14 protein-coding genes are annotated in these 25802 nt (G+C 48.2%); 4 read left to right on the top strand and 10 right to left on the bottom strand.

Translation table 11 applies throughout. The annotated features are described in order from the left end of the window. Positions 1–5 precede the first annotated feature (5 nt). The 3 genes from GJR95_RS35445 to GJR95_RS35435 all read right to left on the bottom strand — a co-directional run bounded on the left by GJR95_RS35445 (position 6) and on the right by GJR95_RS35435 (position 5792). On the bottom strand, positions 6–1781 hold the full coding sequence (locus GJR95_RS35445) for a RagB/SusD family nutrient uptake outer membrane protein (protein ID WP_162390356.1): 1776 nt from the start codon (positions 1779–1781) through the stop codon (positions 6–8). A gap of 15 nt (positions 1782–1796) precedes the next feature. Then, a complete protein-coding gene (locus tag GJR95_RS35440) occupies positions 1797–5015 on the bottom strand; it encodes a SusC/RagA family TonB-linked outer membrane protein (protein ID WP_162390355.1) in 3219 nt (1072 codons plus the stop codon). A gap of 87 nt (positions 5016–5102) precedes the next feature. Next, positions 5103–5792, bottom strand: a complete 690-nt coding sequence (locus tag GJR95_RS35435) for a DUF3826 domain-containing protein (protein WP_162390354.1) — start codon at positions 5790–5792, stop codon at positions 5103–5105. A 537-nt stretch (positions 5793–6329) separates the two neighbouring features. Between GJR95_RS35435 and GJR95_RS35430 the strand changes: the two genes are divergently transcribed. Next, complete coding sequence (locus GJR95_RS35430) at positions 6330–7220, top strand: AraC family transcriptional regulator (RefSeq protein WP_162390353.1); 891 nt, start codon at positions 6330–6332, stop codon at positions 7218–7220. A gap of 42 nt (positions 7221–7262) precedes the next feature. Here GJR95_RS35430 and GJR95_RS35425 read toward each other — a convergent pair whose 3' ends face one another. The 4 genes from GJR95_RS35425 to GJR95_RS35410 form a co-directional block, all read right to left on the bottom strand. Continuing rightward, positions 7263–8165 carry a glycoside hydrolase family 43 protein gene (locus GJR95_RS35425; protein WP_162390352.1) on the bottom strand — a complete coding sequence of 301 codons (903 nt, stop codon included), beginning with the start codon at positions 8163–8165 and terminating at the stop codon, positions 7263–7265. Then, positions 8162–9568 carry a glycoside hydrolase family 140 protein gene (locus GJR95_RS35420; protein WP_162390351.1) on the bottom strand — a complete coding sequence of 469 codons (1407 nt, stop codon included), beginning with the start codon at positions 9566–9568 and terminating at the stop codon, positions 8162–8164. Before GJR95_RS35420 ends, GJR95_RS35425 begins: the two co-directional genes overlap by 4 nt. 199 nt (positions 9569–9767) lie before the next feature. Beyond that, entirely contained in the window at positions 9768–11183 is a 1416-nt protein-coding gene (locus GJR95_RS35415) for a RagB/SusD family nutrient uptake outer membrane protein (RefSeq protein WP_162390350.1), read from the bottom strand. 18 nt (positions 11184–11201) lie between these two features. Beyond that, positions 11202–14375 (bottom strand): SusC/RagA family TonB-linked outer membrane protein, encoded by a 3174-nt coding sequence (locus GJR95_RS35410; RefSeq protein WP_162390349.1) that lies wholly within the window; start codon positions 14373–14375, stop codon positions 11202–11204. 599 nt (positions 14376–14974) lie between these two features. Between GJR95_RS35410 and GJR95_RS35405 the strand changes: the two genes are divergently transcribed. From GJR95_RS35405 to GJR95_RS35395, 3 genes are all read left to right on the top strand, one after another. After that, positions 14975–16156 carry an acyltransferase family protein gene (locus GJR95_RS35405; protein WP_162390348.1) on the top strand — a complete coding sequence of 394 codons (1182 nt, stop codon included), beginning with the start codon at positions 14975–14977 and terminating at the stop codon, positions 16154–16156. A 172-nt stretch (positions 16157–16328) separates the two neighbouring features. After that, positions 16329–16673 (top strand): nuclear transport factor 2 family protein, encoded by a 345-nt coding sequence (locus GJR95_RS35400; RefSeq protein WP_162390347.1) that lies wholly within the window; start codon positions 16329–16331, stop codon positions 16671–16673. 187 nt (positions 16674–16860) lie between these two features. Beyond that, positions 16861–17625 carry a DeoR/GlpR family DNA-binding transcription regulator gene (locus GJR95_RS35395; protein ID WP_162390346.1) on the top strand — a complete coding sequence of 255 codons (765 nt, stop codon included), beginning with the start codon at positions 16861–16863 and terminating at the stop codon, positions 17623–17625. A 258-nt stretch (positions 17626–17883) separates the two neighbouring features. On the opposite strand, the gene GJR95_RS35390 is transcribed toward GJR95_RS35395, so the two are convergent. The 3 genes from GJR95_RS35390 to GJR95_RS35380 form a co-directional block, all read right to left on the bottom strand. Beyond that, complete coding sequence (locus GJR95_RS35390) at positions 17884–20595, bottom strand: alpha-d-galacturonidase (protein WP_198424770.1); 2712 nt, start codon at positions 20593–20595, stop codon at positions 17884–17886. Between the two features lie 256 nt (positions 20596–20851). Then, positions 20852–22492 (bottom strand): RagB/SusD family nutrient uptake outer membrane protein, encoded by a 1641-nt coding sequence (locus GJR95_RS35385; protein ID WP_162390344.1) that lies wholly within the window; start codon positions 22490–22492, stop codon positions 20852–20854. A gap of 83 nt (positions 22493–22575) precedes the next feature. Further along, positions 22576–25674 (bottom strand): SusC/RagA family TonB-linked outer membrane protein, encoded by a 3099-nt coding sequence (locus tag GJR95_RS35380; RefSeq protein ID WP_198424769.1) that lies wholly within the window; start codon positions 25672–25674, stop codon positions 22576–22578. Positions 25675–25802 lie beyond the last annotated feature (128 nt).

Genomic DNA, 25802 nt, shown 5'->3' with positions numbered 1-25802 from the left:
CTATTTTATTTCAGCGGATCGAATGCGCCACCCCAGGTGGTATTCTGAATTAATTTAGGGTTGTTATCGATGGCAGACTGGGGTATTGCAAAGAAGTAATATTCTGGTTTCCAGGCGATGGAATACTTCGTGTCGAGCTGTTTGAAGGCCAGCGTAAAGTAGTTGGTGTACGCTACATCCAGATTGACATTGTCGCGATTGGTCGCAAAATCAGCGGGAACACCCGTTGTTTTCAGATTGATCGTGACGCCGGTTCTACGGGTTCCGTTCAGCGTTTTTTCGATCAGCTTCCAGCGACGTAAATCCCAGAATCGTTTGCCTTCAAACGCAAATTCAATTTGCCGCTCGTACAGAATGGCATCGAAGAGTTCGGCACGGGACATGTTGGCTTTCAGACCGTATAGACCGTCGGTGCCTGCTTCAATCCCCGCCCGTTTGCGAACGGCTTTGAGTTGTGTATAGGCTTCGTCGGGTTTATTGATCCCGACAGCACTTTCGGCCAGATTGAGCAGCACTTCAGCAAATCGAATCTCGATCCAGTCGGTTCCCGTATACTGTGCATCACCCGTGCTGACCGAAGGGTTTATGGCTTTACGGGTATAAAATCCGGTGTTGGACGCTTTCGATTCGATGGTTTTGCCGCCTACATAATACGTCCAAACCTTATAAGCCGTGTTACCATTCAATGGCCAGTTTGCGCCGTTATAAGCGATCGTTTTATCAAATCGCGGATCACGGTTTTTATAGAACAATTGTTCGGAGTAGGTGTATTTCGTTGACTCACCCGGCTTTTTGCCATCCAGCATTGGAAACGCTTTGACCATTTCCCACGAAGGCTGATTGGAGCCGCCAGCCGTTCCGGCATACGATGGTCGTGTGCTGTTATCGTAGCCGTTGCTTTTGGCCGTTTGAGTGCCGGTTGCCGTATTATAGCCAGTCAGAAAAACAGCTTCCGGGTTGTTGACTTCCTGAAACCATAGCTGATCGAACGATGCATGTAAACCATAGCCATTGGCGGTTAGCAGATCGTAAGCCTGCTTGTTGGCATCATAGGCAGCCTGCCATCTGGCCTGATCGTCGGTTGGGTTAAATTGCGGGCTGGCGGCATACAACAATGCCCGGCCTTTCAATGCGGCAGCGGTGCCCTTTGTAACCCGACCCCAATCATTGGAAGCACTCCAGCGACCCGGTACTGAGGCTATGGTTGAATCCAGATCTTTAACAATCTGGGCAAACGTTTCGGCAGTGGTATTTCTGGGTAAAAAGTCAAGCTGCTTGGCTTCGACACCAACGGCCGCCAGTGGCGTTAAAACCAGTGGTACGCCACCGTATAAACGAACGAGATCGAAATACCGCCAGGCCCGGAAAAACTGCGCCTGCGCCCGGAGCTTATTCTTGGTGTACTGTGGTAGCGGCCCTGCTTTTACATCATTCAGAAACATGTTGATGACCCGAATCTTACCGTAGTTGTTATCGGCCTTGAGGGCTGTGCCAAAATCGGTCACATCATTGACCAGTACCGTACCCTGCAACAGTTTGCTTTCGCCATACGATTCGTCTGACAAGCCGCTTATACCAAGTGGCTCCGGCCCTAAACTTCCGATTGGAGCGGGCAAATTCTGATCGTAGATGAAATCGAGGTTCATCTGGGTCAGCATCGAATCTTTAAAGATCAGCGCACCCTGAGTTGAACCCAGATCCGTTTTATCGAGCACGTCCATACAGCTTGTCAGCAGGAGCGATGAACAGAAAGCGACGAGTAATTTATTGGAAAGTTTCATGATATCGGATGGGGTTTACAAACCAAGATTCAGTCCCAGTGAAAACGACCGCAGCATGGGATAGGAATCGAAATTGCCCGAGTAGGATTTCCAGCTGTATGGATTGTATAGATTAAGCGGGTTCGTCGCTACCAGATAAGCACGCACACTGCTAAGCTTTAGTTTGCTGGCCAGAGCAGCAGGCAGCCCGTAGGAAAGGTTCAGATTTCGAACCGACAGTTGGGTAGAGCTGACGTACCAGAATTGCGAATCGACTGTGTAGGTGTCTTTATAATACGGGCTCGGGTAGGCCGCATTCGGATTCTCGGGTGTCCAGTGATCGGCCCAGAATACCGGACGATTCGACGTTAGTGTTCCTTGTGCCCGAGCGGTTCCTTCTACCATTGACTGGCCACCAAACGAACCGCCGATCACGGCTGCCAGCGAGAAATTTTTATACGAAGCCGAGAAATTAAACCCAATGCCGTAGTGATTGTTGGCTTTTTTGGTCAGGTAGTCTAAATCGGCATCGGTAATTTTTCCATCCGGTGCGGTGAACTGCCCCGAGGCATCTTTCGGCCCTCTGACATCCTGATAATAAAGCATTCCTGGTTTGGGCACAGCACCGAAGAGTGTATAGCCCGGATTCTTTTCCAGATATTGGTCAACATCCTGTTGCGTTCTGAACATACCCAGGTAATGGTAGCCCAATAAACCCATATCATTCGATTTTCCGGTTGGATCTAAATACGTACCAATTTTGCCCCGATCGACATCGACCAGCACCTGCTTGTTGTCATTCCAGGTAAAGAAGGTATTGACTTTATAGGACCAGTCGCTCCCGATTTTATCATTCCAGCCCAACGAAATCTCCGTCCCGAATCCATTGACGGTCGCGTAGTTTTCGGAGGGTAGGGTAGCGCCAACCAGTAAAGGCACCGACGAGCTTAACGTGGTCAACATGTTGTAGCGGTGGTCGTAGAAGGCATCAAGCGTAACCGACAGCCGATTTTTCAGGAATTGAGCGTCGATACCGACGTTGTATTTCGTATTGTCGTCCCAGCGAGCCTGACGGTTAGCCATCGCGTTGTTGGGTGTCACGACTAGCGGCCGGTCTGCATTGCCACCAAATACGGCCCCTTTTCCCTGCTGAATCGAGTAGCTGGTCAGCCAGTTATAGGCTCTTGTCGCATCACCGCCCAGAAAGCCCAGCGATCCACGCAGTTTCAGGAAGTCAATCCAGCGGACATTATCCCGAAAGAACCGTTCCTCCGATATAACCCATCCAAGCGAGAAGGATGGAAACAATCCCCAGCGATATTCAGGGGCAAAGTTGGTCGAAGCGTCATACCGAATGGCCGTTTCGAACAGGTATTTGTTGGCGTAGTTGTAATTGACCCGACCGGCGTAAGACAGGAATCCTGTTTCCGACTCGGTTTCTGAAGTTGTCTGGGTACCGGTTGCGTAGCGCATGTTGTCGAGGCCGCCGATGATGACGCCCTCAGCCATAGCCTGTACATTGTCGGCGTGGGTTTCGGCCTGCTCGAAGAAAGCGATAGCCGTTACCTGATGTTTGCCGAACTGACGATCATAGTTCAGGTAGCCGTTAAATTGGTATGTATCAATATAGCCCGGATTGAGTCGGACGCGGTCGCCATTGTTGAGCGAAGTTGTTTTGATGACATCTCCCCCGTAAATGTGCTTATGGTCGCCCAGCATCGAGAAACTATACACGTTGTATTTAGTGCCATACTGCTTCCCAAAGCTATTGTCGAATGTGCGGCTGTAGAGCACGCGGGCTTTCAGGCCTTTTACGAATGGAATTTCGTAGTCCAGATTAGCCGTTACGTTCAGTCCCGTGCTTTTGGTCTGGGTGTAGTTGTTTGAATTCTGAACCTCGAAGAAATTAAAGGCATCAATGGTATTCGTGTTGCCGGAATTAGACAGCAGTACCGGTAAGCCATTCACATAAGGTGGTGCAAACTGAGGAGTGTAGAGAAGGCCCTTCATGTCGTTCTCCGCGTTTTCGCCCCCCTGCTTCAGATAGTACATGCGTTTGTTGCCAATGTAGCTGCTCAACGAAAGAGCCGCTTTGAGGCCTTTCGTGACCTGCATATCAGCACTTGCCCGGAATGTCCACTTGTTGGTATTGATGTTGTCGAAGTTAGCGTTCTGAGCGTTGTAGCTGGCCCCGGCAAAATAGGTCGCTTTATCGTTACCCCCACTCACGTTGAGGGCATGACGCACAACGGTCGACTGCTGCCAGGCCTTACGTAACCAATCTGTATTGTTGTCCTTGAAATAAGCTAGTTCGTCGGGTGTGTAGATGAGCGGATCGGTCGCTGGTTTTCCGGCTGCGTAGTTCAGATCATTCAGGTAGGTCGCCTGCTGAACGCCATTCATCATTTTAGGCAGCGTTGCATTGGAAATACCCGTTGAGCCGCTATAACTGAATTTAGGGGTTCCGGCTTTCCCGCGTTTGGTTGTAACGACAACAACACCCTGGTTAGAACGGGCTCCGTAAATAGCGGCAGCGGCATCTTTCAGCACTGAAATCGCATCCACTTCCGATACATCGAGTGCATTGAAATCATCAGACGACCTGACTACGTTATCGATGACGTAGAGTGGTTGAAGCGTTCCGCCATCTTTGGAGAGGATAATTGGGTTACGAACCGTGATCTGGGCATTATCGCCGGGGCGACTCGTACCCCCCGAAACACCAACGCCGGGCAACTGACCTGCCAGCACGGCTGAGAGGTTGTTGACTGGCAGATCCTGCACCGCTTTCATGTCGACCGATGCAACGGCTCCCGTTAAGCTTACTTTTTTCTGTACGCCATAGCCGACAACAACGACTTCACCCAGGGCAGCCGCATCTTCCTCTAATTGAACGGTAAACGTAGTCTGCCCACTTACCGGAACTTCCTGCGTTTTGAAACCAATATAGCTGAAAATTAAGGTTTCATTTCCTTTGGGCAGGTTCAGCCTGAACGTACCTTTTATGTCGGTAACGGTACCGGTTTTGGTGCCTTTGATCAAGACGTTAACGCCAGGTAACGGATCACCTTTCGCATCTTTAACGGTACCGGTAACATTTTCCAGGGGTGCTATCCATTCAGGCGAACCCATAAATAGACTCGCCCGGCCTTTTTCTGCGTAACAGATCTCTTCCGTAACCAGTCCCAGCATTAGCGCACAAGCCAGTTTTATGGTGCTGCTGAAGAGTTTTTGAGTTCGTAAAGCCAATGTCATGGTGATTGGTTTAATTAAAAAGTTTAGGGAAAAGCAGGATAGTTGAGTAGGAATACATTAAAAAATACCCGAAAAATATAGTAAAAACTACCCTTCTTTTTTCGGCTTTTCAGCCTCCTTTGCAATGCGTTCTTCCCACTCTTTACTTGCTTTTTTCATGTCTATTCCTGCCGCTGATAAAAAGTTATTGATCCGGCCTTTATATTTTCCGAAAACGGCGTGTTTTTTCTCAGATGATTCGGCATCCATTGCTAGTTCACGCGCTTCGGTTAAATAAGCAAGTATTTGTGTTTTTTGCGGATCGGTTAAATCCGGTAACATCGACTGATATCCTTTATACGTAAGCGGCAAAACACCGTAGGTCATTCCATCTTTTACTTTCTCGACCTGTGTCGAATTTAAATCGGTTGCCAGATTTGCTAAGTACGCTTCATGTAATTTTTTTAGCTTATCTGTTGACTCCGCTTCAATTTTATTTTTTTCAGCCTCTGCGGTTTCTTTCTCCGTTATACTTTTGAGGGCATTGAGTGCCTCTTTCCGGCTTTCGTGAATAGCGTTGAGGCTTCGATACTGCTGAGTAATTGTTTGTTGAACATGCGCCGAAGCCCGTTCGTCGATGATACCAAGAACGGCTACAATCTTGGCGGCCCGTTCGTTGATCACCCGCGTGTAGGCTGCTTCTTTACTTTCGGGGGTCTGTTCCTGCCCCAATGCTGAACCTATGGCAACGATACAGGTAATAACCACAGTCAGGAAGCGTTTCAACGTGATAGCCATTTGTGCAAATTTAGAGTCAGAAACCGTGTCAGTTTATTTGCCTTGCCGGGCATAAGATCTGCTATTAATCGATCAGGAGTGCCTTATTAAATGCCCCTTAAAAGCAGAAAAAACCTATATTAAACTATACTTTTCTATAATACAGTACAAAAATATGGTACATTACAGGGCTACAACTGCATTTTTTTGTCAATTTATTGTAGGAAATTATCATAGAACAAATATGAATAATTCAGGTTCTTTCGTTTATATACTAATAGAAGGGTAACTTTCGGTTCAGACTCGCTCTGATGAGGATAGAAGGTTGAAACCAGATAGATAGTGAGCGACTTTGCCGGTGGTGATATTTACTCATTTCTGATCAATAGCTGTTCAGTAGACAAGCCGGACGAACTGCTTCTATAACCATAAGTAGCTTGTCCCGAAGGAGAGTCAGTTGTAGCTTTGAACCGTTTTTAGCGTTTATTTTGAATGACTTATCAGTGGAGAATCGACAGGAATAGCTGTCAACTGCACTGAATCTTATTTGTTAATAGTATGAAGCCATTATTTCGCAAAGTGACCGTAAAACTGGAGAGCTCGTTTACGGTTCGACATGATACCTTACCGCATTTTAAGAATATATGGCATTACCATCCTGAGCTTGAACTGCATTACATTGTCAAGGGGGAAGGCGTCCGATTTATTGGCGATAAAATCAGCAATTTCTCGCACGGTGAAGTTGTATTGGTCGGTGAAAATTTGCCGCATACCTGGCGCAGTAATGAACAATATTTTCACAACGATCCGGACTTAGCTATTGAGGTTATTGTTATTCAGTTTTTGCCGGATTGTTTAGGCGAACATTTGCTGAAATTACCGGAGGCTTATTTAATTCCAAAGCTCTACGAAAAAGCCAAGAGTGGCATGGTTATTACCGGCAAAACAAATCAAAAACTTGTTGAGCTAATGCGCCAGGCCGTGCATGCCACTAATCTTGATAAAATTATTATTCTGCTCTCTATTCTTAAGACGCTGGCTGAAACCGATGAATACGAGATGATTGTTAGCGGCCGGGCCGAATTTTATCAGTCCAATGAAACCGATACACTCCGGTTGAATAAGGTTTGTAACTATACGCTAACAAATTATAAAAAAGATATCACCCTGGAAGAAATCTCGGCAATCAGCAATTTAAGTGTTACGTCATTTTGCCGCTATTTTAAATTGATGACCAATAAGACGTATTACGACTTTTTGATTGAAATACGAATTAGTCATGCCTGCCGGGCATTAATCGAGGATAAAACGCCAACCGAGGTGATCTGCTTCGATTGCGGCTTCAATAACGTGTCGAATTTTTACCGCCACTTCAAAAAAGTGACAGGACTGACTCCGCTGGAATACAAGCGTAAATATTTGAATAAAGGACGGGTTTTGGTCGCCTGAGTCGATGGGTTGTCATTCAGTAGACATGACAACCCATCGATTTTATTTCAACAATGCCTTCAAAACACGCTTTTTTACCTTGAAAATGGTGCCGTGTTTATGACCCTCCGGAATTGACGTTTGGGCGGACACATCCGTGAAGGTTTTGAAATCAGCGGTTTTTACCGCACCATACTTTTTGTCCTGATACGAGTCAAAATAAATTAGCCAGTTGTCGCCGACTTTAGCCACGGATGGGCCTTCAGTAAATTTCTTCGTGAAGGGTTCCGATACATTGGTAAAGGGCCCGGTTGCGCTGTTGCCAAAGGCTACTTTCAGGTTCCGCTCCGGACGGGTATTGTCTTTCAGAACCAATACATAATCAGCCGCTTTACGTTTTACAATTACCGCATCGATCACACTGAACTTAGGGTCGAGAAAGAGCTTTGTCGGAGCGAAAGTTTTGAAGTCTTTCGTGGTCGTGTAATACATACGATGGTTGTTCTTCTCCTCCTCAATACCCCGCTCAAACCGATCTGGAATCGTTGACGCCCAGATGATAACAAACTGGTCGGTTTCATCATCATAGAGCAGTTCGGGCGCCCACACATTTACCGTTGTCGGCTCATGGTCCATAACCGGGATGAACTGCTCTGCCGACCAGTGAATCAGATCTTTTGAACTGGCATAACCGAACCCTTTGTCGTCCTTCCAGCTGCTCGTCCAGACCAGATGAAATGTCCCGTCTTTCCCTTGGGCAATCGACGGGTCGCGCATGACTTTCTGATTGCCAATTTCGGGCTTCAGATACGTGTGATTCAGGTCTGTCCATTTATAACCATCATGGCTGTAGAGCAATCGAAGTCCTTCATTCGCTGGCTCATGAAAAGAGCTAAACAGATAGACGCTCTTTGAGCAGGAGCAGAAGAACAGGGTAATGAAGAGTAAACAGATGATCCGGTTCATTTTTTCTGAATGATTAAGACCCAATCATTGCCTGCTTTGGGTTCGGCGGGTGGGTTAAATTCCTGAACACCTTTGTTCGGTCTATCGCCGATTGGGGCTGTTTTTCCATCGCGTGGATTGAACCACGAGGCAACTACGGTATTGCCCGGAAGTTTACCCATGTTTAGCCTGATGTTTCGACCCGTGTAGGTATAGACTAATGCGTAATCCGGACCCCGACTGGCAACCAGATAGTCATATCGATTCCCCTGGTTGGCGATCAGTGACTGGTCGGGCACACGGTCGAAAAAAGAGTACGCGAGCAGCAGATTTTTCAGGTAAATCATCTGTCCGGCTCCGGGTGCGTCAAGGGCTTTGTCCCAGGTTTCGAGGGGACCAAACGAGGTGTCCTGATCGCCCAACTTATACATCTGCATCACCGAATTATGCCCATAAGTGTACCCGAATGCCCCGGCCAGCACAGACCAGTAGCCATATCGGCGCACCTCATCGGCCGTCCAGCGGGGCAGGTTAACATCGTGCAGTCCGTGCGGAATACCTTCGTACGAGGGTTCACCATCGATAGTCGGTTTGAGCGGTTTTAACGCTAAATCAGTCTGAATGTATCGCCAGTTGTCTTCGCCGTAATGCAGTGTTTCGTTTGCTGCCGTATCCTGAGCATACGTCTTATGGCCGGACTGGATCATGTTGAAATCCAGCCAGTCTTCGTTGTGAAACCACTCCGACGAGGACGACCGACCCCGTGGATGAAACGTGATGAGATGCGTTGAATCGGTTTGATTGATGGCTCGGCCGATGGTTTTCCAGACATCCAGTGAATCGCTTCCTTTAATATCACCGCCATTCAGCCAGATGATATTTGGCCGGTTTTTGTAGCGATTGGCTAAAAATTCAGCATACGTTTGGGCCTGCTGCTGACTCACCCCGCCTTTTTTTACATTGTTACCCCAAACGGGAACAAGCGCCATGTAGATGCCTTTTTCGGCTGCTTTATCAATAACAAAATCGACATGGTCCCAGTAGTCATAGGCGAGGCTGTCGCTGAACGAACCACCTTCAGTAACCAATGGCGAGGCAACATTCCGATCGATCAATGCCGAGTCACCATAGGCATTGGTGGCCGCAAGGGTATGCAATACCATCACCTGAATGACATTAAAGCCCTTTTGTTTTCTGTTTTCCAGATACGTCTCGACTTCTTCACGCTTTAACCGGCTGAACAATAACCAGCCTGTATCGCCCAGCCAGAAGAAGGGTTTGTTGTCACCGGTGGATAGGAATCGGCCGTTCGATGTAACAAGAAGCCGACTTGCTTCCAACTCTTTTTCGGTTGGGCTACAGGCAACCAGTGTGGCTGCTACGAGAATAAAAAAGATGGTTCGTTTGATTATTAAATTTAGCATTTACAAAGAATGGACTTTTTGAGGGCGGTAATGTGTATGATTTTTTCGGCGGTTTGTATGATTTTATCAACCCTGTATGGCCAAAAAAAAGACCTTCCCGAAAGCACTAAAGCTTTCGGGAAGGTGAAGGGATAAACAGGTGATTAACGGGAGCTAACGCCAGTTCTCTACCGTAAACAAAAATTCCAGTTGCGTCCTGTCAATACCCTGCATTCTGGGTAATGGCGTCATTTTGTGAGCGAACAATCTGCGGGATAGGCCACAGCAGTTTGTTCTGATTGATGGCTTTCCCTTTGGCCGTTAGTACCGGAATCGCCCGGTTTGTTCGCTTCAGATCGAACCAGCGGTTGAATTCAATGGCTAATTCTGTACGACGTTCGTGTTCGAGGGCTAAATCAAGCGACGCGTATTTTGCCGATGGATACGTTGCATCGCCATACTTGGGCAGCTTGGCCCGTGTCCGTACCAGATTGAGGTAGGTTGCATCGCCGGTTGCTTCGGTCAACAGCAGCAGCACATCAGCATAACGTAAAACCATAAAGTTGTTGTTAGCCAGTGGGTTGCCGCCAACCTGAGTTGCTTTCGTGTCGGTCCATTTGATCGGGTATTTCTGATTGATGAACGTCCCGGAGTTGTTGTAGCCAAGCGCAATTGAAACGTCCCGGCGGGTATCGCCCGTTTCGTATTCATTGTACAAATCGTCCGTAACCTGGTTCATACCTCCTCCGTAAAAGCCCAGAAAATTGTTGTTTGGGTAAAACGTCTGGTAATACCGGCTAAAGGGTGCAGAGGCATTGCCGCCCAGAAACTGAATCTCGAAAATAGATTCTTTCGTGTTTTTTACGTTCGGACCCCACAAATCGACATAATTGGGCAGCAACGAATACTGATTACTGTTATAAACTTCTTTCAGTACGGTTGCGGCTGAGGCTTTATCGCCTAGTGTCAAATACACTTTTCCAAGCAAGGTCTGCGCAGTTCCTTTTGAAACCCGGCCAGGAATGGTGATGGCTGAAGCTAATGGCAGTTTATCGGCCGCATAAATGAGGTCTTTTTTAATCTGATCATAAACGGCAGCTTGCGGAGAACGCAGCACTTTATAACTGTCTTCGCCGGTGAGGGGTGTCGTCACGATGGGCACATCGCCCCAAAGCTGGACCATGTTAAAATAGTACAATCCCCGTAAGAACATCATCTGGGCTTTGACACCTTCTTTGTAGGGCGTGCCTAGATTAGCCGCTTCAATTTTGTCCAGAACAATGTTGGCGTTAAAAATGGCTTTGTAATATTCCTGCCAAAACTGATAAACCATGGTGTTAGAGGTGGCCAGGCTGTAATCTTTAAACTGCCACTTATCGGCCTGAATGCCCGAGATATTAAACACGATGGCATTATCGCTCATTTGCTCGTTCGCATACGAGACCGATCCTTCAGGATGGTAAACCGTGTAGAGCGAGGCATAAGCCGCATTGACGGCCAGTTCGAAATCATCCTGGGTTTTGAAATTATCGGCCGTAGGGTTGGAGATCGGCGTTAAATTCAGAAACGATTCTTTGCAGCCTGATGCCAGCAGCCAGATGCAGAAGAGGGTTAGAGTATGTTTTATAGCTTTCATGAGTTCGCTTTTAACTAACTAAAAATCAACCTTAAGCCCGACTGTAACAACGCGTGGTAATGGATACGATCCGTAATCGACCCCGATAAAAGCACCATTTGGCGCGTTTCCTGAGGCATTCAGCCCATTGCCGCCACTGGCGTAGTTGCTGGCTCCGTAGGTCGTGTTTTCGGGGTCGTAATTGGTGTATTTACTCCACAGGTAAACGTTTTCCGCATTCACGTACAACCGGGTGACCTTGAACGGCGTTTTGCTGGTAAGCGACGCGGGCAAGGTGTAGGATATGCGGATATTTTTCAGGCGTGTGAACGACGCATCTTCAACCCAAAGGCTATGGAACTGATCCTGCAAACCCGTCAGGCCGAGCGTTGCCCGGAAGTGCTTGCCATCGCCTGGATCGGATTCTGACCGCCAGCGGTTGTCGACATTGGCGAACATGTTGCGACCATTGTTCCAGAACCCTAAATAGCGGAAGTTCTGATTCACAATTTCACCCCCATACGAACCCTGGAGCATGAACGAAAAATCGAAGCCTTTGTAAGAGAACGTGTTAGTAAGACCGGCAATGAAGTCGGGCTGGTAGTTCCCTAAGGTCGTGCGGTCGTCCGGGGTAATTTTTCCGTCACCGTTCACATCCCGAATAATCGGATCGCCTGGTTTCGTGGAGCTGTAGTGCGGAGCCGCATCGACAGCCGCCTGGTTTTTAAAGACACCATCGACAACATAGCCGTAGAAATTCGAGATTGGCTGGCCTACTTCGGTTTTAACCGCTACAACAAAATCGGTGTAGATGATCGGTGCGTTTCCTGGCCCCAGCTGTAACACCTTGTTGCGGTTAATGCTGAAATTGAAATCAGTCGTCCAGAGTAATTTGCCGGTTGTATTTTTGGTATTCAGATTGAGTTCAATCCCCCGGTTCTGCATCCGGCCAATGTTGGTCAGCTGCGTCGAAAAGCCCGAAATGTCGGGTATCGGTACGTTCAGCAGCATGTCGCGGGTAACCGAATTGTAAAACTCGGCCGAAACCCCAATGCGATCGTTCAGCATTCGCAGATCGATACCAATGTTCAACTGGTTGGTCCGTTCCCATTTCAGGTTCGTATTGGCGATGTTGCCAATGGTAAGGCCCGAGGCTAACGCTGAGCCGGAAACGTAATTGGACGAACCGAGCAGGCTGATAGCGCCGTAGTTGGGAATCTGGTTGTTACCCGCTACACCATAGCTGGCGCGTAGTTTCAGGCTGGAAACGAATTTGATATTTTTCATAAACGTCTCATCCGAAATCAGCCAGCCCGCCGATACGGATGGGAAGTAACCCCAGCGCGTGTCGGCCCCAAATCTAGAGCTACCATCCCGCCGAATGGCTGCCGTAAAGAAATATTTGTTTTGGTAGTTGTATTGAGCCCGCGCCAGATACGAAATCATCGACCATTCGGTCGCGGTACTGGAGCCGCTGGTTACGACCCCGGCATTCAGCGTTTCGACCAGATCGTTGGGAAAGCTACCCGAGGTAACCGTTGCAAACTCATCCCGCTGTTTCTGGACCGAATAACCGGCCAGCAGATTCAGGCTATGATCGCCAAACAACTTGTCATACGTCAGGGTGTTTTCCGACAGCCAGTTCAGCGAGTATGTGCTCTGGGTGTTCCCTTCAGCCGGGAGCAGGCCCGAATAGCCATAGCCCTGATTTTTAATGCGATATGAATTCAACCGGGTATTGAACAGGTTCCCGCTGATGCTCGTCCGAAACTTAAGGTCGTCGGTAATGTAATAATCGGCAAATGCCGTTCCGAGGGTGTTAAACGATTTGTTCTGCTTGTGATAAAACCGAGTCAGCGAATACGGATGCCACAGATTCAGGTCGTTATAAGCGACATATTTATTCCAGACCGAGTTTGGGTCGCGATAACCCAGATTTCCGTTTTCATTATAAATCGGAAAAATCGGGTCACTTTGCTGAGCCAAACTGATCACATCACTTTTGCCTTGTGTGCCCTCCGTACGGTCAAAAATAGTGGTAGCTCCCAGATTCAAACCAAGCGAAAACTTGTCGGAAACCTTGTGTTTGATGTTGGTGCGAATGGCCAGACGTTTGTAATAGTTCTGATCCAGAACCGCCTGCTGATCGAGATAAGCCCCCGAGAATAAAAATTGCGTTTTTTCGGTACCGCCCGAAACCGACAACTGTGCGTTGTGCGACGGAGCCACCCGAAACATGACATCCTGCCAGTCGGTGCCGTTACCAAACTGCTGGGGATTGGTGATAAAATCGTCGGGGATACGATACGTTGATGGGCGAGCGCTATTGGGGTCGGTCGCTTTATTGACGCCCGGATTCAAATCGACCCACGCATTATTGTGCGCGTCGATGTAATAACCAATCCACTGTTGAGCATTCATCAGCGGAACCTTCCGCGCTACGGTTTGAGTGCCATATTCATAACCCGCACTAATGGTTGTTTTGCCTGGCTTCCCTAATTTAGTGGTGATAAGTATAACACCGCTGGCTCCTCTAGATCCATAAATAGCAGCCGACGACGCATCTTTCAATACATCGACCGATTCGATATCCTGCGGGTTAATCAGGTTAAGGTTAAAGTTTTCGAGTGGAACGCCGTCTACCACGAATAAGGGGTTCGTACCCGCCGTAATGGAACTAACGCCCCGTATGCGGATAATCGGAGAAACACCCGGCGCCCCCTGCGACTGGGTGATGTTTACACCCGCAATTTTACCCGCCAGAGACTGGGTGACGTTGCTGAACGAACGGTCTTTCAGTTCGTTGAAGCCAACCGATGCAACAGCTCCGGTTATAGCCCGTTTGCTCTGGGTTCCGTAACCGACTACAACAACCTCATTGAGCGTTTTATTCGATGGTAGCATGCTCACATCGATGACCGAACGATTGCTGACAGCGATTTCCTGGGAATCGAAACTAATAGAGCTAAACACCAGAATGGCATCCGCATCGGTAGCAATCGAGTAAAGACCATCCTGGTTGGAGATCGTTCCGGTCTTGGCCGATTTTACCAGTACTGAAACGCCGGGTAATGGTTTTCCACTCTCATCCGTAATTTTACCTGTTACAGTAACCGGCTTTACCTGTCCAATAGCTGGAAGGAAAATAAAACAAAGTAAAGTAAATAAGAGGCTGGCCAATAGCGACCGCGGCAGCGATAGGGTAGGGTTCATTTCAATAGCGTTATCGGTAAATTAGCTAATCAAATCATGAAAAACTACTAAAAATAATGTGTGAAGTTAAGCTGATGCCGGTACGTCACTCTCCTGTACTGTCCTGTTCTATTACCTAATTCGAAAGAAAACGAAAGTCTATTTTTCCTCTTTTTATCGGTAAATAGGGCCTTGTTAAACTATAATCGAAAGCTTTGAGATTAATGTCGTACGAAGAAAAATTATAAATTATTAAGTAATTTAACTTAAATAATAGCCAACGTGCCGCTGAAAAGTCGTAACCGAAACGCAAATAGCCCATTCGAATCAGTTAGTAATTGTTTGTAGCAGCCAATGGGGTTTATTTCCTTTTGTTTCCTTTACTTTTGTTTTTAGCTGTTTAAAGTGATTTTGTCATAAAGTCCCATATTATATACTGAATACACTGATTGGGGATCTGCCTGGGAGCGCTTTGTTATTCAATAGCACCACGACCCATTGTATCAGGTAAAGACAACACCCGAGAAAAAACAAAACGTATAGAGAATAGATAGCGGGATGCATCTTTTCTAATTTTTGATTGTCATTCATGCGATCAACACCTCTTCCCGAAAGGATCTATGAACAATGGTAACGCGCGAGCGATTTGGCTGGACTATTTACGTTCGTTTGTTACTCTGTTAGTCGTCGCTCATCATGCGGCTCTGGCTTATCCAACGTTCGCCCATTTTGACCCTGCTCATTATATCTACTCGACCGCGCCGATTGTGGATGATAATCGGTGGAAAGGCATGGATTATTTCATTGGCTTTAATGACCTGTTTTTCATGCCGTTGATGTTCCTGATTAGCGGTTTATTCGTCTACCGGGGTCTTGCCAAAAAAGGAGTAAAAGCGTATTTAAGGGATCGATTCATCCGGTTGGGTGTTCCCTTTCTAATTGCCGAAGTGTTGCTAATTCCATTGGCCTATGTCCCTTCTTTCTATGAAGCGACGCATTCCACTGATGTTGCAACGTTTGTACGTGATTACATTATGACCCAGCAATGGCCAGTGGGACCACCCTGGTTTATCTGGTTATTGTTAGCGTTTGATGGGATCGGAGGGCTTATTTTTAAATACTTGCCCTCTTTTTTTCTGACCGTTGGCAACGGGTTCGCCGACCTGAGCAAACGCCCAGTTCGCCTGTTCGCGGTAATTTATGCCCTGGTTGCCCTTAGCCTGATTCCCTTGAGCCTGTGGGTAGGTCAATATACGTGGGTGGGGCACTGGGGGCCGTTTGATTTTCAGCTTAACCGGCTTTTTTTTTATTGGTTGTTCTTTCTGGCGGGCAGTTGTTTAGGGGCTACAGATTGGCAGAACTATCTTTTTAAACAAAATAAGCTCTTCGGTAAGGGCTGGCCGTTTTGGTTTGGGCTGAGCCTGGTCTGTTATGTACTATTTGTCATGATCTCGCGGCTGGGAGAGGTTTGGGTTCGACAGGGAAAGTTATCCGCTACGGAAGGCTATTTTATGTATGACCTTTTCTTTGTTGCCAGTTGTCTGACCAGTATGAGTGCCTGTTTGAGCTACTTCAAACAAACGATTACCCGGCCAATTAAAGGCTGGTCCAGTTTATCCGCGAATGCATACGGCATCTATGTTGTGCATTATGGATTTGTTACCTGGCTACAGTTTGCTTTGTTAAACATTGACTTGCCCGTAGTCGTAAAATTCCTTATTGTCTTTTCAGGAGCCTTGATTCTGAGTTGGTTATGTAGTCGTTTAGCCCGACGAAGCTCATTTGTCGCCCAGATACTCTAATCGTTGTGAGTAGCCCCAGGTTATTATTACTGGAATATTGCTGGCTGAAATAGCCGCTGTCCTGTTAAGAAAATCCCACATAATCTCAACTATCGCCGACTCTTACCAATGATAAGGCTGGATTACTTTTGATACCAGAATCCGGTGCGAAACTATAATCCCTGCTTTACAGATGGACGACTATCAGAATCTGCTCAACCAAGCCTATGAGGCTTTCAATGCCCGGGATATCGACGCTGTGTTAGCCTTAATGCACCCAACTGTTGATTGGCCAAATGGCTGGGAGGGAGGGTATGTTCATGGGCACGACGAGGTACGAGCGTATTGGGTACGGCAATGGCAGCAGCTTAATCCCAAAGTAACGCCCACTGCATTTCAGCTCAAGCCAGGTGGCGAAATCGAGGTGGAAGTTCATCAGGTTGTCCGCGATTTAGATGGCCAGGCGGTGGCAGATGATCAGGTAAGGCATATATATACGTTCGCAGAGGGAAAAATAATGAAAATGGTGATTGACTGAATCATCAGGATCGCTTATCGCTTTGACTCGGCATCTGGTCTTGATGACTTACTAAACACGGAGTTGGTGCGTCGCTGCAAAAACTAGTTCGACTTCCGTTTTCTATTGATTAGTTGTGTTTACGAAGTATAGCAAAGGGAAAAAACTTTTCCTTACTTTTGGATACTTTAGAAACGAAACCAGAATTATGCTGCCGAATCAACGTCGGGATAAAATACTCGAATTATTGAAAGAAGATGGCTCCGCTAAGGTCATCGATCTGGCCAAAATCTTTAAGGTAACGGAAGTTACGATTCGTCAGGATCTGGAGAAGCTGGAAAAGGACGGATTGGTAACCAAGGAACATGGCGGAGCTTATCTGAAAAACGTTGAAGATCAGGTGCGTACGTTTTCACTGGGTAATCAGGAAAACATCGATAGGAAAGAACGAATCGCTACTAAATGCCTGGAATTTATTGAAAGTGGTGATAGCATTATTCTGGATTCGGGATCGACAACAACCGAAATCGCCAAAAAACTGCGGGGCTACAAGAACCTGACGGTCATTACCAATGCCCTGAATATTGCGCTGATTCTGGGTGCAGAGCCGGGAATCGAAGTGATTATGACGGGCGGTGAGTTTAAGCCACCTACGCTATCGCTGACCGGCCAGAAAGCGGCCGATTTCTTCAAGGGCATCAATGTCCAGAAGTTGTTTCTGGCGACCGCTGGCATATCACTCAAATCTGGCCTTACCTACCCGAGTATCAGTGACTTAGTTGTCAAAAAGGCAATGATCGATGCAGCCGACACAACCTATCTGGTCGCTGATTCAACCAAAATTGGCAAAAGCGCCTTTGCCAGTTTAGGGGCTTTATCGCTCATCGATTACATCATCACCGATGCAGGTATTGAAGAGAAGCATAAGCAGGTATTTCACGATAACGAAATCGAACTGATTATCGCAACGTAACGCATACCGTGTGCTGTGGCCGAACAAACCACAATTAATCACCGCTATCGGTTTGCGGCTGCCTACAAAAGAAAATACTTCAGGATAAAGGGAGTATTCGACAGAACGCCGAGTCTGAAACAGGCCGAAGATTTCATACCAACGAAACGGATACCCGTAAAGCTGGTCAGGCATTTATCTATCAGTTTGGTAAAGAAACGTTTGCCCGGAAACGAAGCCAGGCTGAAAATACCGCAGATGCCTGGTTGTTTGAGCTCGTTACTCAAACAACCAGTCTATATTTTTCTTGTTTCCTGCGAGTCCGGCATCGAAAATCGGGATCTCCTGATTGCCATCCATAAAGCCAAGCAGCAGGCAGGCTCCTTTTCCTAAGTTGAGCGTGTGTTGCCCAGCCTTGAACGAATACGCATGTACGTTGACGGGCGGTAATCCTCCAACCAGAATGGCATTCGAGATTTTGATTTCCGACTGGCCGTAATCGTTGGCACTGGCATCGGTTTCCAATTCGGGAGCAGGCAGGTATTTCGGATTCTTTTCGTTAAAAAAGCCGATCAGAAGTTTTACGGGCTGGGTTGCCGTAAAGGTCAGGCTGGTTCGTTCGGATTGCTGCTTAGCTTTAGAAAACTTTAGGCCCTTCAACTGCTTGAGTTCAGGGGCCAGCTCGGTAATGGAAGCGGTTGTGTCGGCAAAAACAAGTTGCCCTTTTTCCAGGGAATAGGCATCAACCTGCGGGCTTTGGATCGTGACCGTTGCTGGTTTTAGTGGAACGGGCTGTTTGGCGACGGCATTGCTGGTCGATTTCAGCGAGTCGATAGCGTGTTTGAACCGATTCAGTTCTTTTTGATAAACGGGCAACATTTCCTGCCAGGTTATATAGGTGCCATCGACGCCCCTCATGGGAATTTTACGTTGTTTCGTCTGCATACTGTTGGCATACAGATACGTATCTTTTGTCAGGTTCACCAGGTCAGCGTAGTGTTTGACACTGCTTTCCAGCAAGGGCACCGCTTTGTCGAGATCCCGAACGTCGCTGGAATACTTGTAGCGTAGAACAGCCAGGGCGGCACGGGCTTTCTGAGCATAGAAATTTGCCAAAGCGTTCTGGCAATACACGTCATTTTTCAAACGAGTGAATTCTTCCTTTTCTTTCGTGACCGAACCGGCGGCTTTCTCGATGGCTAGTACTGCTTTTTTACCGTGCTCAATCACTTCGTCGGCAACCCGAACGGGTGTTTCACCAATGTGTTTTTCGTGATTCCAGTCTTTCTCAGCGTAGTCGATAATCATCTCGCCTTCAGGAGCTTCTGACTCATACAGGAGCGTGAGCAGGCCATACCGAAACGGATTGATAAGTTGAGTCATCAGCATGCCCAGCGTCAGGGTCTGGCGGTTGCCGTCGGTAATGCCGTACCGGCGTAATAGTTTCGGTTCAATTTCACCGGCCTGCTCATAGGCTTCCAGTATATCGTTGCTTTTGTCGGTCGATAGTCCGTATTTATTGGCCAGTTGAGTTCCCCAATAGTTGATTTCGTCGGGGCGGTTGCGTTGCGAGTTCCAGGCGTAACGACCCCAGTTTTTGTACCATATCCAGTCGCGATCGAGCTGGAGAAGGCGAGGGGAGGTTTTATCCGCCGTATAGGGCCAGTCCCAGTAAGACGCCTGCGGATACAGATGCAGGCCATTCGCGCCGTACACGCTATGCATCGCCTGCACTGATTTCTGGATAAAATCGGCAGAGCCATAGCGGAACGGTTCCAGATTGGCCAGAATGTGTACATTTTCAATTTGAACCGTACCAATGTTGCTTAGTGTACGGTGTAAATCGGCCCATTTCCCGCGCGGAGTGTAGGTAGTCAAAGCTTCGCCATTGAACTTGGCTTCCGTATACAGATTTTTATACAGAGGCAGCGCTGCTTTCATGACACGAGGGGCATCCGTATCATGAGCCCGTAGTACGAGAGGTGGTTCGGTGGTTTGTCCGAGTGCTTTCAACCCATCTTTAACACCCGGAATGATCGTTTTTGTGAACCAGTCCACATCATCCTGACCAACTCCCTCCATGGCTTCACCCAGCGCAATGAGCAGTCCAACGTTCGGATATTTCTGGACAAAAGCCGCAATTGATTTCCGGGTATAATCGGCAATGAGTGGTATTATTGGGCGATTACGGTCCTGAGTTTTGATATGATGGTGTTCGGCAAATGGTTTGGAGACGATAATATTGTAGAACATCTGAATGACCCAGATACCTCGTTTGTCGGCTTCTTCGGTCAGGAAACGAAACATCTCCTCATTCTTTTTAAACGTCGCGTCGTCAACTTCCACAGCGTATGGATACTCTTTCAGCCGAACCAGCGAGGCAAACGGATGCCCGTTCCACAAATACAATGAATTGTACCGGTTTTCGACCATCATATCCAGATACCGAATCCAGAGCGCTTTGTCATACAACCAGGGAAATGTTTCGGGCGTATACGGGTACTCATACACATCGCGGCCGGGTAGATAGGTAGGCTTCTGTACGCCTATGCACGTACCGCGAAGTACCATTTCTGGTTTATCGGTCAGATTGATCGTTTCGGGAAGCTTACGGGTTTTCGTTACCTGATCGGCCAGTTCCAGACAGCCATACAACACTCCGGATAGATCGGCTCCAACGATCAGGAGCGGTTTCTGGAGGTCTTTTCGAATCGAAAAACCTTCTTTTCCTGGCACACTGGGAAGATTGTATAACGAAGCCGTTCGTTTAACCACATCGTCAGACGATAAGCCGATAATTAGCTGTGAATTGCTTTGCGTTACCTGGTTGCCCGGTTTTATCAGTACCTGATACCCGGCTTTGGTAAGCGCCTGGTGTAGTTTTTGCGCGCCGAATGTTACCCGAGCGTGGGCCGAAACGGGAATAACCAGTGTGAGGTTCTGCCCTTTCCCTGTTGATTGCTGCGCGCTCGAAGGTAGAAAGGTCAACAAAAGAAGGAATGATAGGAGGGAAAAGATCCCAGGGTATCGATTCATATAAGGTTCAGGGCTTTCCGGCTACAAAACTTCCCGAAAACTCGTTGCCCTCGGGAAGTCGATATAAATGAAACTAACAGGATTTGGCAAACCTACGAGATTATGTGAACATCAATCTCCACCATTTTCTCTGAAAATTGTACAATATTAGCTATCAAGCTTCCTGTGCCTATAAACCTATAAGGTTTCAAAAACCTTATAGGTTTAAGTTCTAATAACCGGCGTTCTGTTTGAAGTCGTTTTTATTGGTCACCGCATCTATTTCGCTTTGGGGAATGGGCCGGAGTACATGGAATGGCTGGATATTTGGAGCCGCATCTGGATTGTATTTTTTGGCCCGCTCAACCAGTTTGTTCGTCCGTTTTAAATCAAACCAGCGAACCTGTTCACCGGCTAATTCGCGGGCACGTTCGTCCAGAATGAAGTCGAGCGTTACGTCGGCGGCTGCTACACGCATGTTCGCCTGGCGACCCGGTACGGCTGCCCGCGTCCGGATTTCGTTCACGTAATAAGCCGCCGAATCTTTCTTGCCGAGGTTAAACAGGGCTTCAGCCGCGATCAGATACATCTCACCGAGACGCAGAATGTAGGCATCTCGCGCACTTTGGGTCTCGGTATCCGTCGCCCGAGTCGGATCATCGAATTTCTGAAGTGATACGTAGTGAAAACGATCGTTAGGCGTACCGTCGGCTTTGTACATATCATTTACATCATAAATCTTGTACTTTTTCGACTGTCGGAAAGCGGCTGTTACGGGGTATTTTGTCGTAAAGACGGCCGTATCGCCCACATTCATGCCCGCCGGGCGTTTGGTTGCGTCGGTTTCGTTGGCTTTCCAGGCCGACTTGAACGATGCGTTATACCGAGAGTCGTTTTGCTCGTTGAACAGATTGAGCAGGAACAACGTCGGCATGTAGCGAACGTTTGGAAAACCATTGGCTACGTCGCGTTTCATACCCGGTTGGGTGTTGTACTCCATCAGGAACAGCGTGTGATTCAGGTTACTGCCCGCATTGAAGGCCAGATTGGTCGAGTAATTTACGGACCATAGCACCTCCGTATTTTGCTGGCCTGTTATCGACCATAAACTAGCGTATGTAGGCAACAGCTTGTACGAGTAGCCCGTAATCACCTTTTTGGCGTAATTGCTCGCTTCCTGATTTTTGCCCCGCGTCAGATACACCTTCGCCAGAAAGGCTTCGGAAGCTGGTCGGGTAATCCGTCCATAGTCTGTGGTTGTTAGCGGAATGGCCGTAACGGCAAACTGAAGATCCTGGAAAATCTGCTCATAAACCGCATCGACAGGTGTGCGGGTAGCGGTAGTCAGAATAGTTTCTGTAGGCTCTAACTGAAGCGGAACCGGGCCAAAACTTTCGACCAGATGCCAGTAATACCAGGCCCGGAGAAACCGCGATTCGCCTTCCAGTTCTTTCTGACGAGCGGCAGGAACGCCAGCGCTGGGAAGGTATTTTAGTACGTTATTCGCCAGATTAATTGCTGCGTAGCATTGTTGCCACATCCGGGTTTTCACCCAGACATTGTCTGTCGTCAGGCCCTGATATGTCATCAGCGGAGGCTGTGGGAAAAGGCCATTCGTACCGGTATTGCCGTTATTGGCGGCATTCGTCCAGATATCAGTACCCATTTCCATGAGCGCCTGCCCTTCTTCTTTTCCGTAGAAATAGCGATTGTAGGAATAAACCCCATTGACACCCGCTTCAATGCCTTCAGGCGTCGTGAACAGGGTTTGAGCCGTCGATCCGGCTGGGTTGTATTCCTGCAAATCCTGTTTGCACGAGAGCCCCGTAGCGATCAGCGCAAGAAGTGAAATGTATTTTATGTATGTTTTCATTTTTTTGAAAGAGTGAATGAGCGACAGAGTGAATGAGTGACAGAGCGAATACCTGTAAAAACGCTCATTCACTCTGTCGCTCTTTAAAAGCCAATGTTCAGACCGAATACGTACAATCGGGAGAGCGGCTGGTCGATGACACCTTCGTTTTCCGGATCAAAATCTTTCAGATTGCTGAACGTATACAGATTTTTACCCGACACGTATAGGCGCACGTTATCAATTTTAAGTTTACCAGTGACGGTCTTGGGAATCGTATAGCCCAACGTAACGTTGCGAAGTTTAACAAACGAAGCCTGCCGCTCGGTCAGGGTTGTGACGTAGGTCGAGCTGCGGTTGGCGTTCGGACGAGGGTACTCGTTGGTTGGGTTTTCGGGAGTCCAGTAGTCGATGCTGGCGCCGTTGTTATTACCGTTCCGGTTGTACTTGGCATAATAGTCCGAGCTGATCCACTGCCCGGCCCGGGCTATAAACAGAATGTTCAGGTCAAACCCTTTGTAGCGAATGTCGTTTGACAGACCACCCGTCCACTGCGGTACGCGCGACCCGATGATTGTCCGGTCTGTTCCGTCAATTTTACCGTCGTTGTTTATATCGGCAATTTTGATGTCGCCGGGAATGGCGTTGTATTTAGCTGCGGCCGACTCTTCGCCCAACTGCCAGATACCCACCTTTTTGTAGTCGTAATAAATCTGCGACGGCTGTCCTTCGATCAGGGAATTTCGGTAATCGTCGGCGATGACGTTGCCGTTTGGCAGTGACTCGATCATCTCTTTGTTGCGGGCGAACGTCAGATTCGTTGACCAGCTGAAGCCTTTCTGATTGATGTTCTGCGTCGTGATGCCAATTTCAATCCCTCGGTTCCGGGTTACGCCGATGTTGCGGTTCACCGTCGTTACGCCCGTCAGCAGCGGCAGGGTATACGGAAAAATGAGGTCGTTGGTGCGGGCATCGTAGTAATCGATGTTGGCCGTAATGCGGTTGTTGAGCAAGCCCACATCCACCCCCACATCGGCGGTGGTGGTCAGCTCCCATTTCAGATCCTGGTTCCCGATGGTTGGACTGATCAGGTACGCATTGGCGGCATTGGCGTCGTTGTAGGCAAACGAAACCGTGGTCAGCGAGTTTTGCGTAGCGTATGGATTGATGACGTCATTCCCCGATATACCATAGCTCGCCCGCAGTTTCAGATCGGTAACTACCTTTTGGTTTTTCATGAACGACTCGTCGCTGATGCGCCAGCCCAATCCCGCCGATGGGAAGAATGCCCAGTTATGGCCTTCGCCTAATTTAGATGAACCGTCGCTACGTCCCGTGACGGTCAGCAGGTATTTGTCTTTCCAGTTGTAATTGATACGTCCGGTAAACGAGATCAGCCGGTTGCTGCTGAAGCCACTTCCCCAGAACGGGTTTTGGTTGGCAGCCGCCAGGTTATAGAAATACTGGGCCGGAATCAGCTGGTTATTGCCGCCCGCGAAGCTTGACGTATTATTGAATGACAGATAGCTGGTAACGCCTGTAATGGTAAACGAGTGGTCCTGAATGGCTCGCTTATACGTAAATACGTTCTCCCAGCTCATATTCCGGCTCTGGTTGCTGGTGATGGACGCCTGCGATCTGCTCCCGGCGCCGTCGATGGTGTTGCGGCCGTAGTAATTTCCCAGCTCGGACGTTGAGAAAATAGCGCCTAGCGTTGAGCGAACCGTGAAGCCCGCAAAAGGGGCGAGTTCGACATAGGCAGAAAGCGTACCGCGGTTCGTTTTCTGGTTTCGTTTGTAGGCGTTTGGCTGCTCATCGGCCAGTGGGTTGATGACGCTTCCACCCAGCGGAAACGGAATAAAATTGCCGTTTTCGTCATAAGGTGTGCCCAAAGGCGGAATGTTGGATGCCCGGTTGAATGGGTCCCGGCGAATGTCGTTGTCAATGTACGCGAGTTGGGTCTGGATGCCCGCTGTAATCCAGTTATTGATGGTCTGGTCGATGTTCATCCGGGCCGAATAGCGCTTGTACTCGTCCAGTTGCAGGATACCTTTTTCGTTATAATAGCCGGCCGAGAAATACACTTTGGTTTTATCGGTTCCGCCGGTAACGCTCAGTTGGTGGTCCTGCTGAAAGCCCTGCTTCAGCAACAGATCGGGCCAGACCGGAAACTGCTGCTTCTGAATGGCATCTAACTGGGGAGCATTGAAAATCTTCGAATCATCGGCCGGGCTGCTCCAGGTGCCAGCGGCCCGGTAGGCTTCGCGCCGGAATGCAATGTATTCAGGACCAGTCATAAACTTACCATAGCCCGCTACCTCCGATACACCCGCATACGAACTCAGGCTGAGTTTAGGTTTGCCGCCTGTGCCGCGCTTGGTCGTAATGATAATTACTCCGTTGGCCCCACGAGAACCGTAAATGGCCGTTGAGGACGCATCTTTCAATACGTCAATTGAGGCAATATCATTCGGGTTTATATCGGCGGCATTCACGCCCTGCACACCGTCGACGATGTACAGGACATTGTTCGAACTGCTGGGGTTCGCAATTGAGCGGTTACCCCGAATCCGTATCGAAGCACTCGCACCCGCGTACCCACTATTCCGGGTGATGTCGGCACCGGGAATTTTCCCCTGGAGCGCTTCGACTGGCGTAGTCACGGGTATCTTGGTTGTTTCGTCGCCTTTGATGGAAACCACCGAGCCGGTCAGGTCGCGTTTGCGCTGCGTTCCATACCCAACCACCACAACCTCATTCAGTTGCTTATTATCAACCTGAAGCGTTATGTTCAGGTCTGTTTGATTCGTAATCGGCACTTCCTGCGACAGATAACCGACAAAACTGAAAACCAACGTGGTAGCTCCATCGGGAGCGGTCAATTGATAGGTGCCATTTGCGTCGGTCGTGGTTCCTTTGCCGGTGTTTTTGATAACCACACTAACGCCCGGTAAACCCTGGCCGTTTTCGTCTTTAACCGTCCCTTTGATCGTTCTGTCCGCTGCCGGTTGATCCGATTTTGTGTCGGTTGGAGCAAGCGTTGGTGCAGGTATTTTTGCGGATACCAGGTGGGTAAATAATACCGTCGAAGCCTTGTTCTCTGAAACCTGGGGCGTTCGCTCCGGGTTACTAAATACTACAGTTGGGAAACCCACCTGAATCAGCCCAAGCAGACTGAGAAAGCAGGTATACATATTTTTCATGATCGTACTATTGATTAAGGAGTTGTCTTGTACAGTGCTAGTATTCAAGCGTTTGTTTACTTTACTGACTCGATGTGATTGCCTATAGCAGAGCTTCCTGAAAGTAGGATACTTTTAAGAGCTGAAGG

This window comes from Spirosoma endbachense, assembly GCF_010233585.1.
In the GTDB taxonomy this organism is placed as follows: domain Bacteria; phylum Bacteroidota; class Bacteroidia; order Cytophagales; family Spirosomataceae; genus Spirosoma; species Spirosoma endbachense.
The sequence above is the reverse complement of the archived record's forward strand: the minus strand, read 5'-3'. Positions and strand labels throughout refer to the sequence as shown.

Excerpts from the sequence above, each read along its gene's own strand:
- GJR95_RS35425 (WP_162390352.1), bottom strand. The coding sequence starts at position 8,165 with ATGAACCGGATCATCTGTTTACTCTTCATTACCCTGTTCTTCTGCTCC.
- GJR95_RS35385 (WP_162390344.1), bottom strand. The coding sequence starts at position 22,492 with ATGAAAACATACATAAAATACATTTCACTTCTTGCGCTGATCGCTACG.
- GJR95_RS35435 (WP_162390354.1), bottom strand. The coding sequence starts at position 5,792 with ATGGCTATCACGTTGAAACGCTTCCTGACTGTGGTTATTACCTGTATC.
- GJR95_RS35410 (WP_162390349.1), bottom strand. The coding sequence starts at position 14,375 with ATGAACCCTACCCTATCGCTGCCGCGGTCGCTATTGGCCAGCCTCTTA.
- GJR95_RS35380 (WP_198424769.1), bottom strand. The coding sequence starts at position 25,674 with ATGAAAAATATGTATACCTGCTTTCTCAGTCTGCTTGGGCTGATTCAG.
- GJR95_RS35420 (WP_162390351.1), bottom strand. The coding sequence starts at position 9,568 with ATGCTAAATTTAATAATCAAACGAACCATCTTTTTTATTCTCGTAGCA.
- GJR95_RS35405 (WP_162390348.1), top strand. The coding sequence starts at position 14,975 with ATGAACAATGGTAACGCGCGAGCGATTTGGCTGGACTATTTACGTTCG.
- GJR95_RS35415 (WP_162390350.1), bottom strand. The coding sequence starts at position 11,183 with ATGAAAGCTATAAAACATACTCTAACCCTCTTCTGCATCTGGCTGCTG.
- GJR95_RS35445 (WP_162390356.1), bottom strand. The coding sequence starts at position 1,781 with ATGAAACTTTCCAATAAATTACTCGTCGCTTTCTGTTCATCGCTCCTG.
- GJR95_RS35395 (WP_162390346.1), top strand. The coding sequence starts at position 16,861 with ATGCTGCCGAATCAACGTCGGGATAAAATACTCGAATTATTGAAAGAA.
- GJR95_RS35440 (WP_162390355.1), bottom strand. The coding sequence starts at position 5,015 with ATGACATTGGCTTTACGAACTCAAAAACTCTTCAGCAGCACCATAAAA.
- GJR95_RS35400 (WP_162390347.1), top strand. The coding sequence starts at position 16,329 with ATGGACGACTATCAGAATCTGCTCAACCAAGCCTATGAGGCTTTCAAT.
- GJR95_RS35430 (WP_162390353.1), top strand. The coding sequence starts at position 6,330 with ATGAAGCCATTATTTCGCAAAGTGACCGTAAAACTGGAGAGCTCGTTT.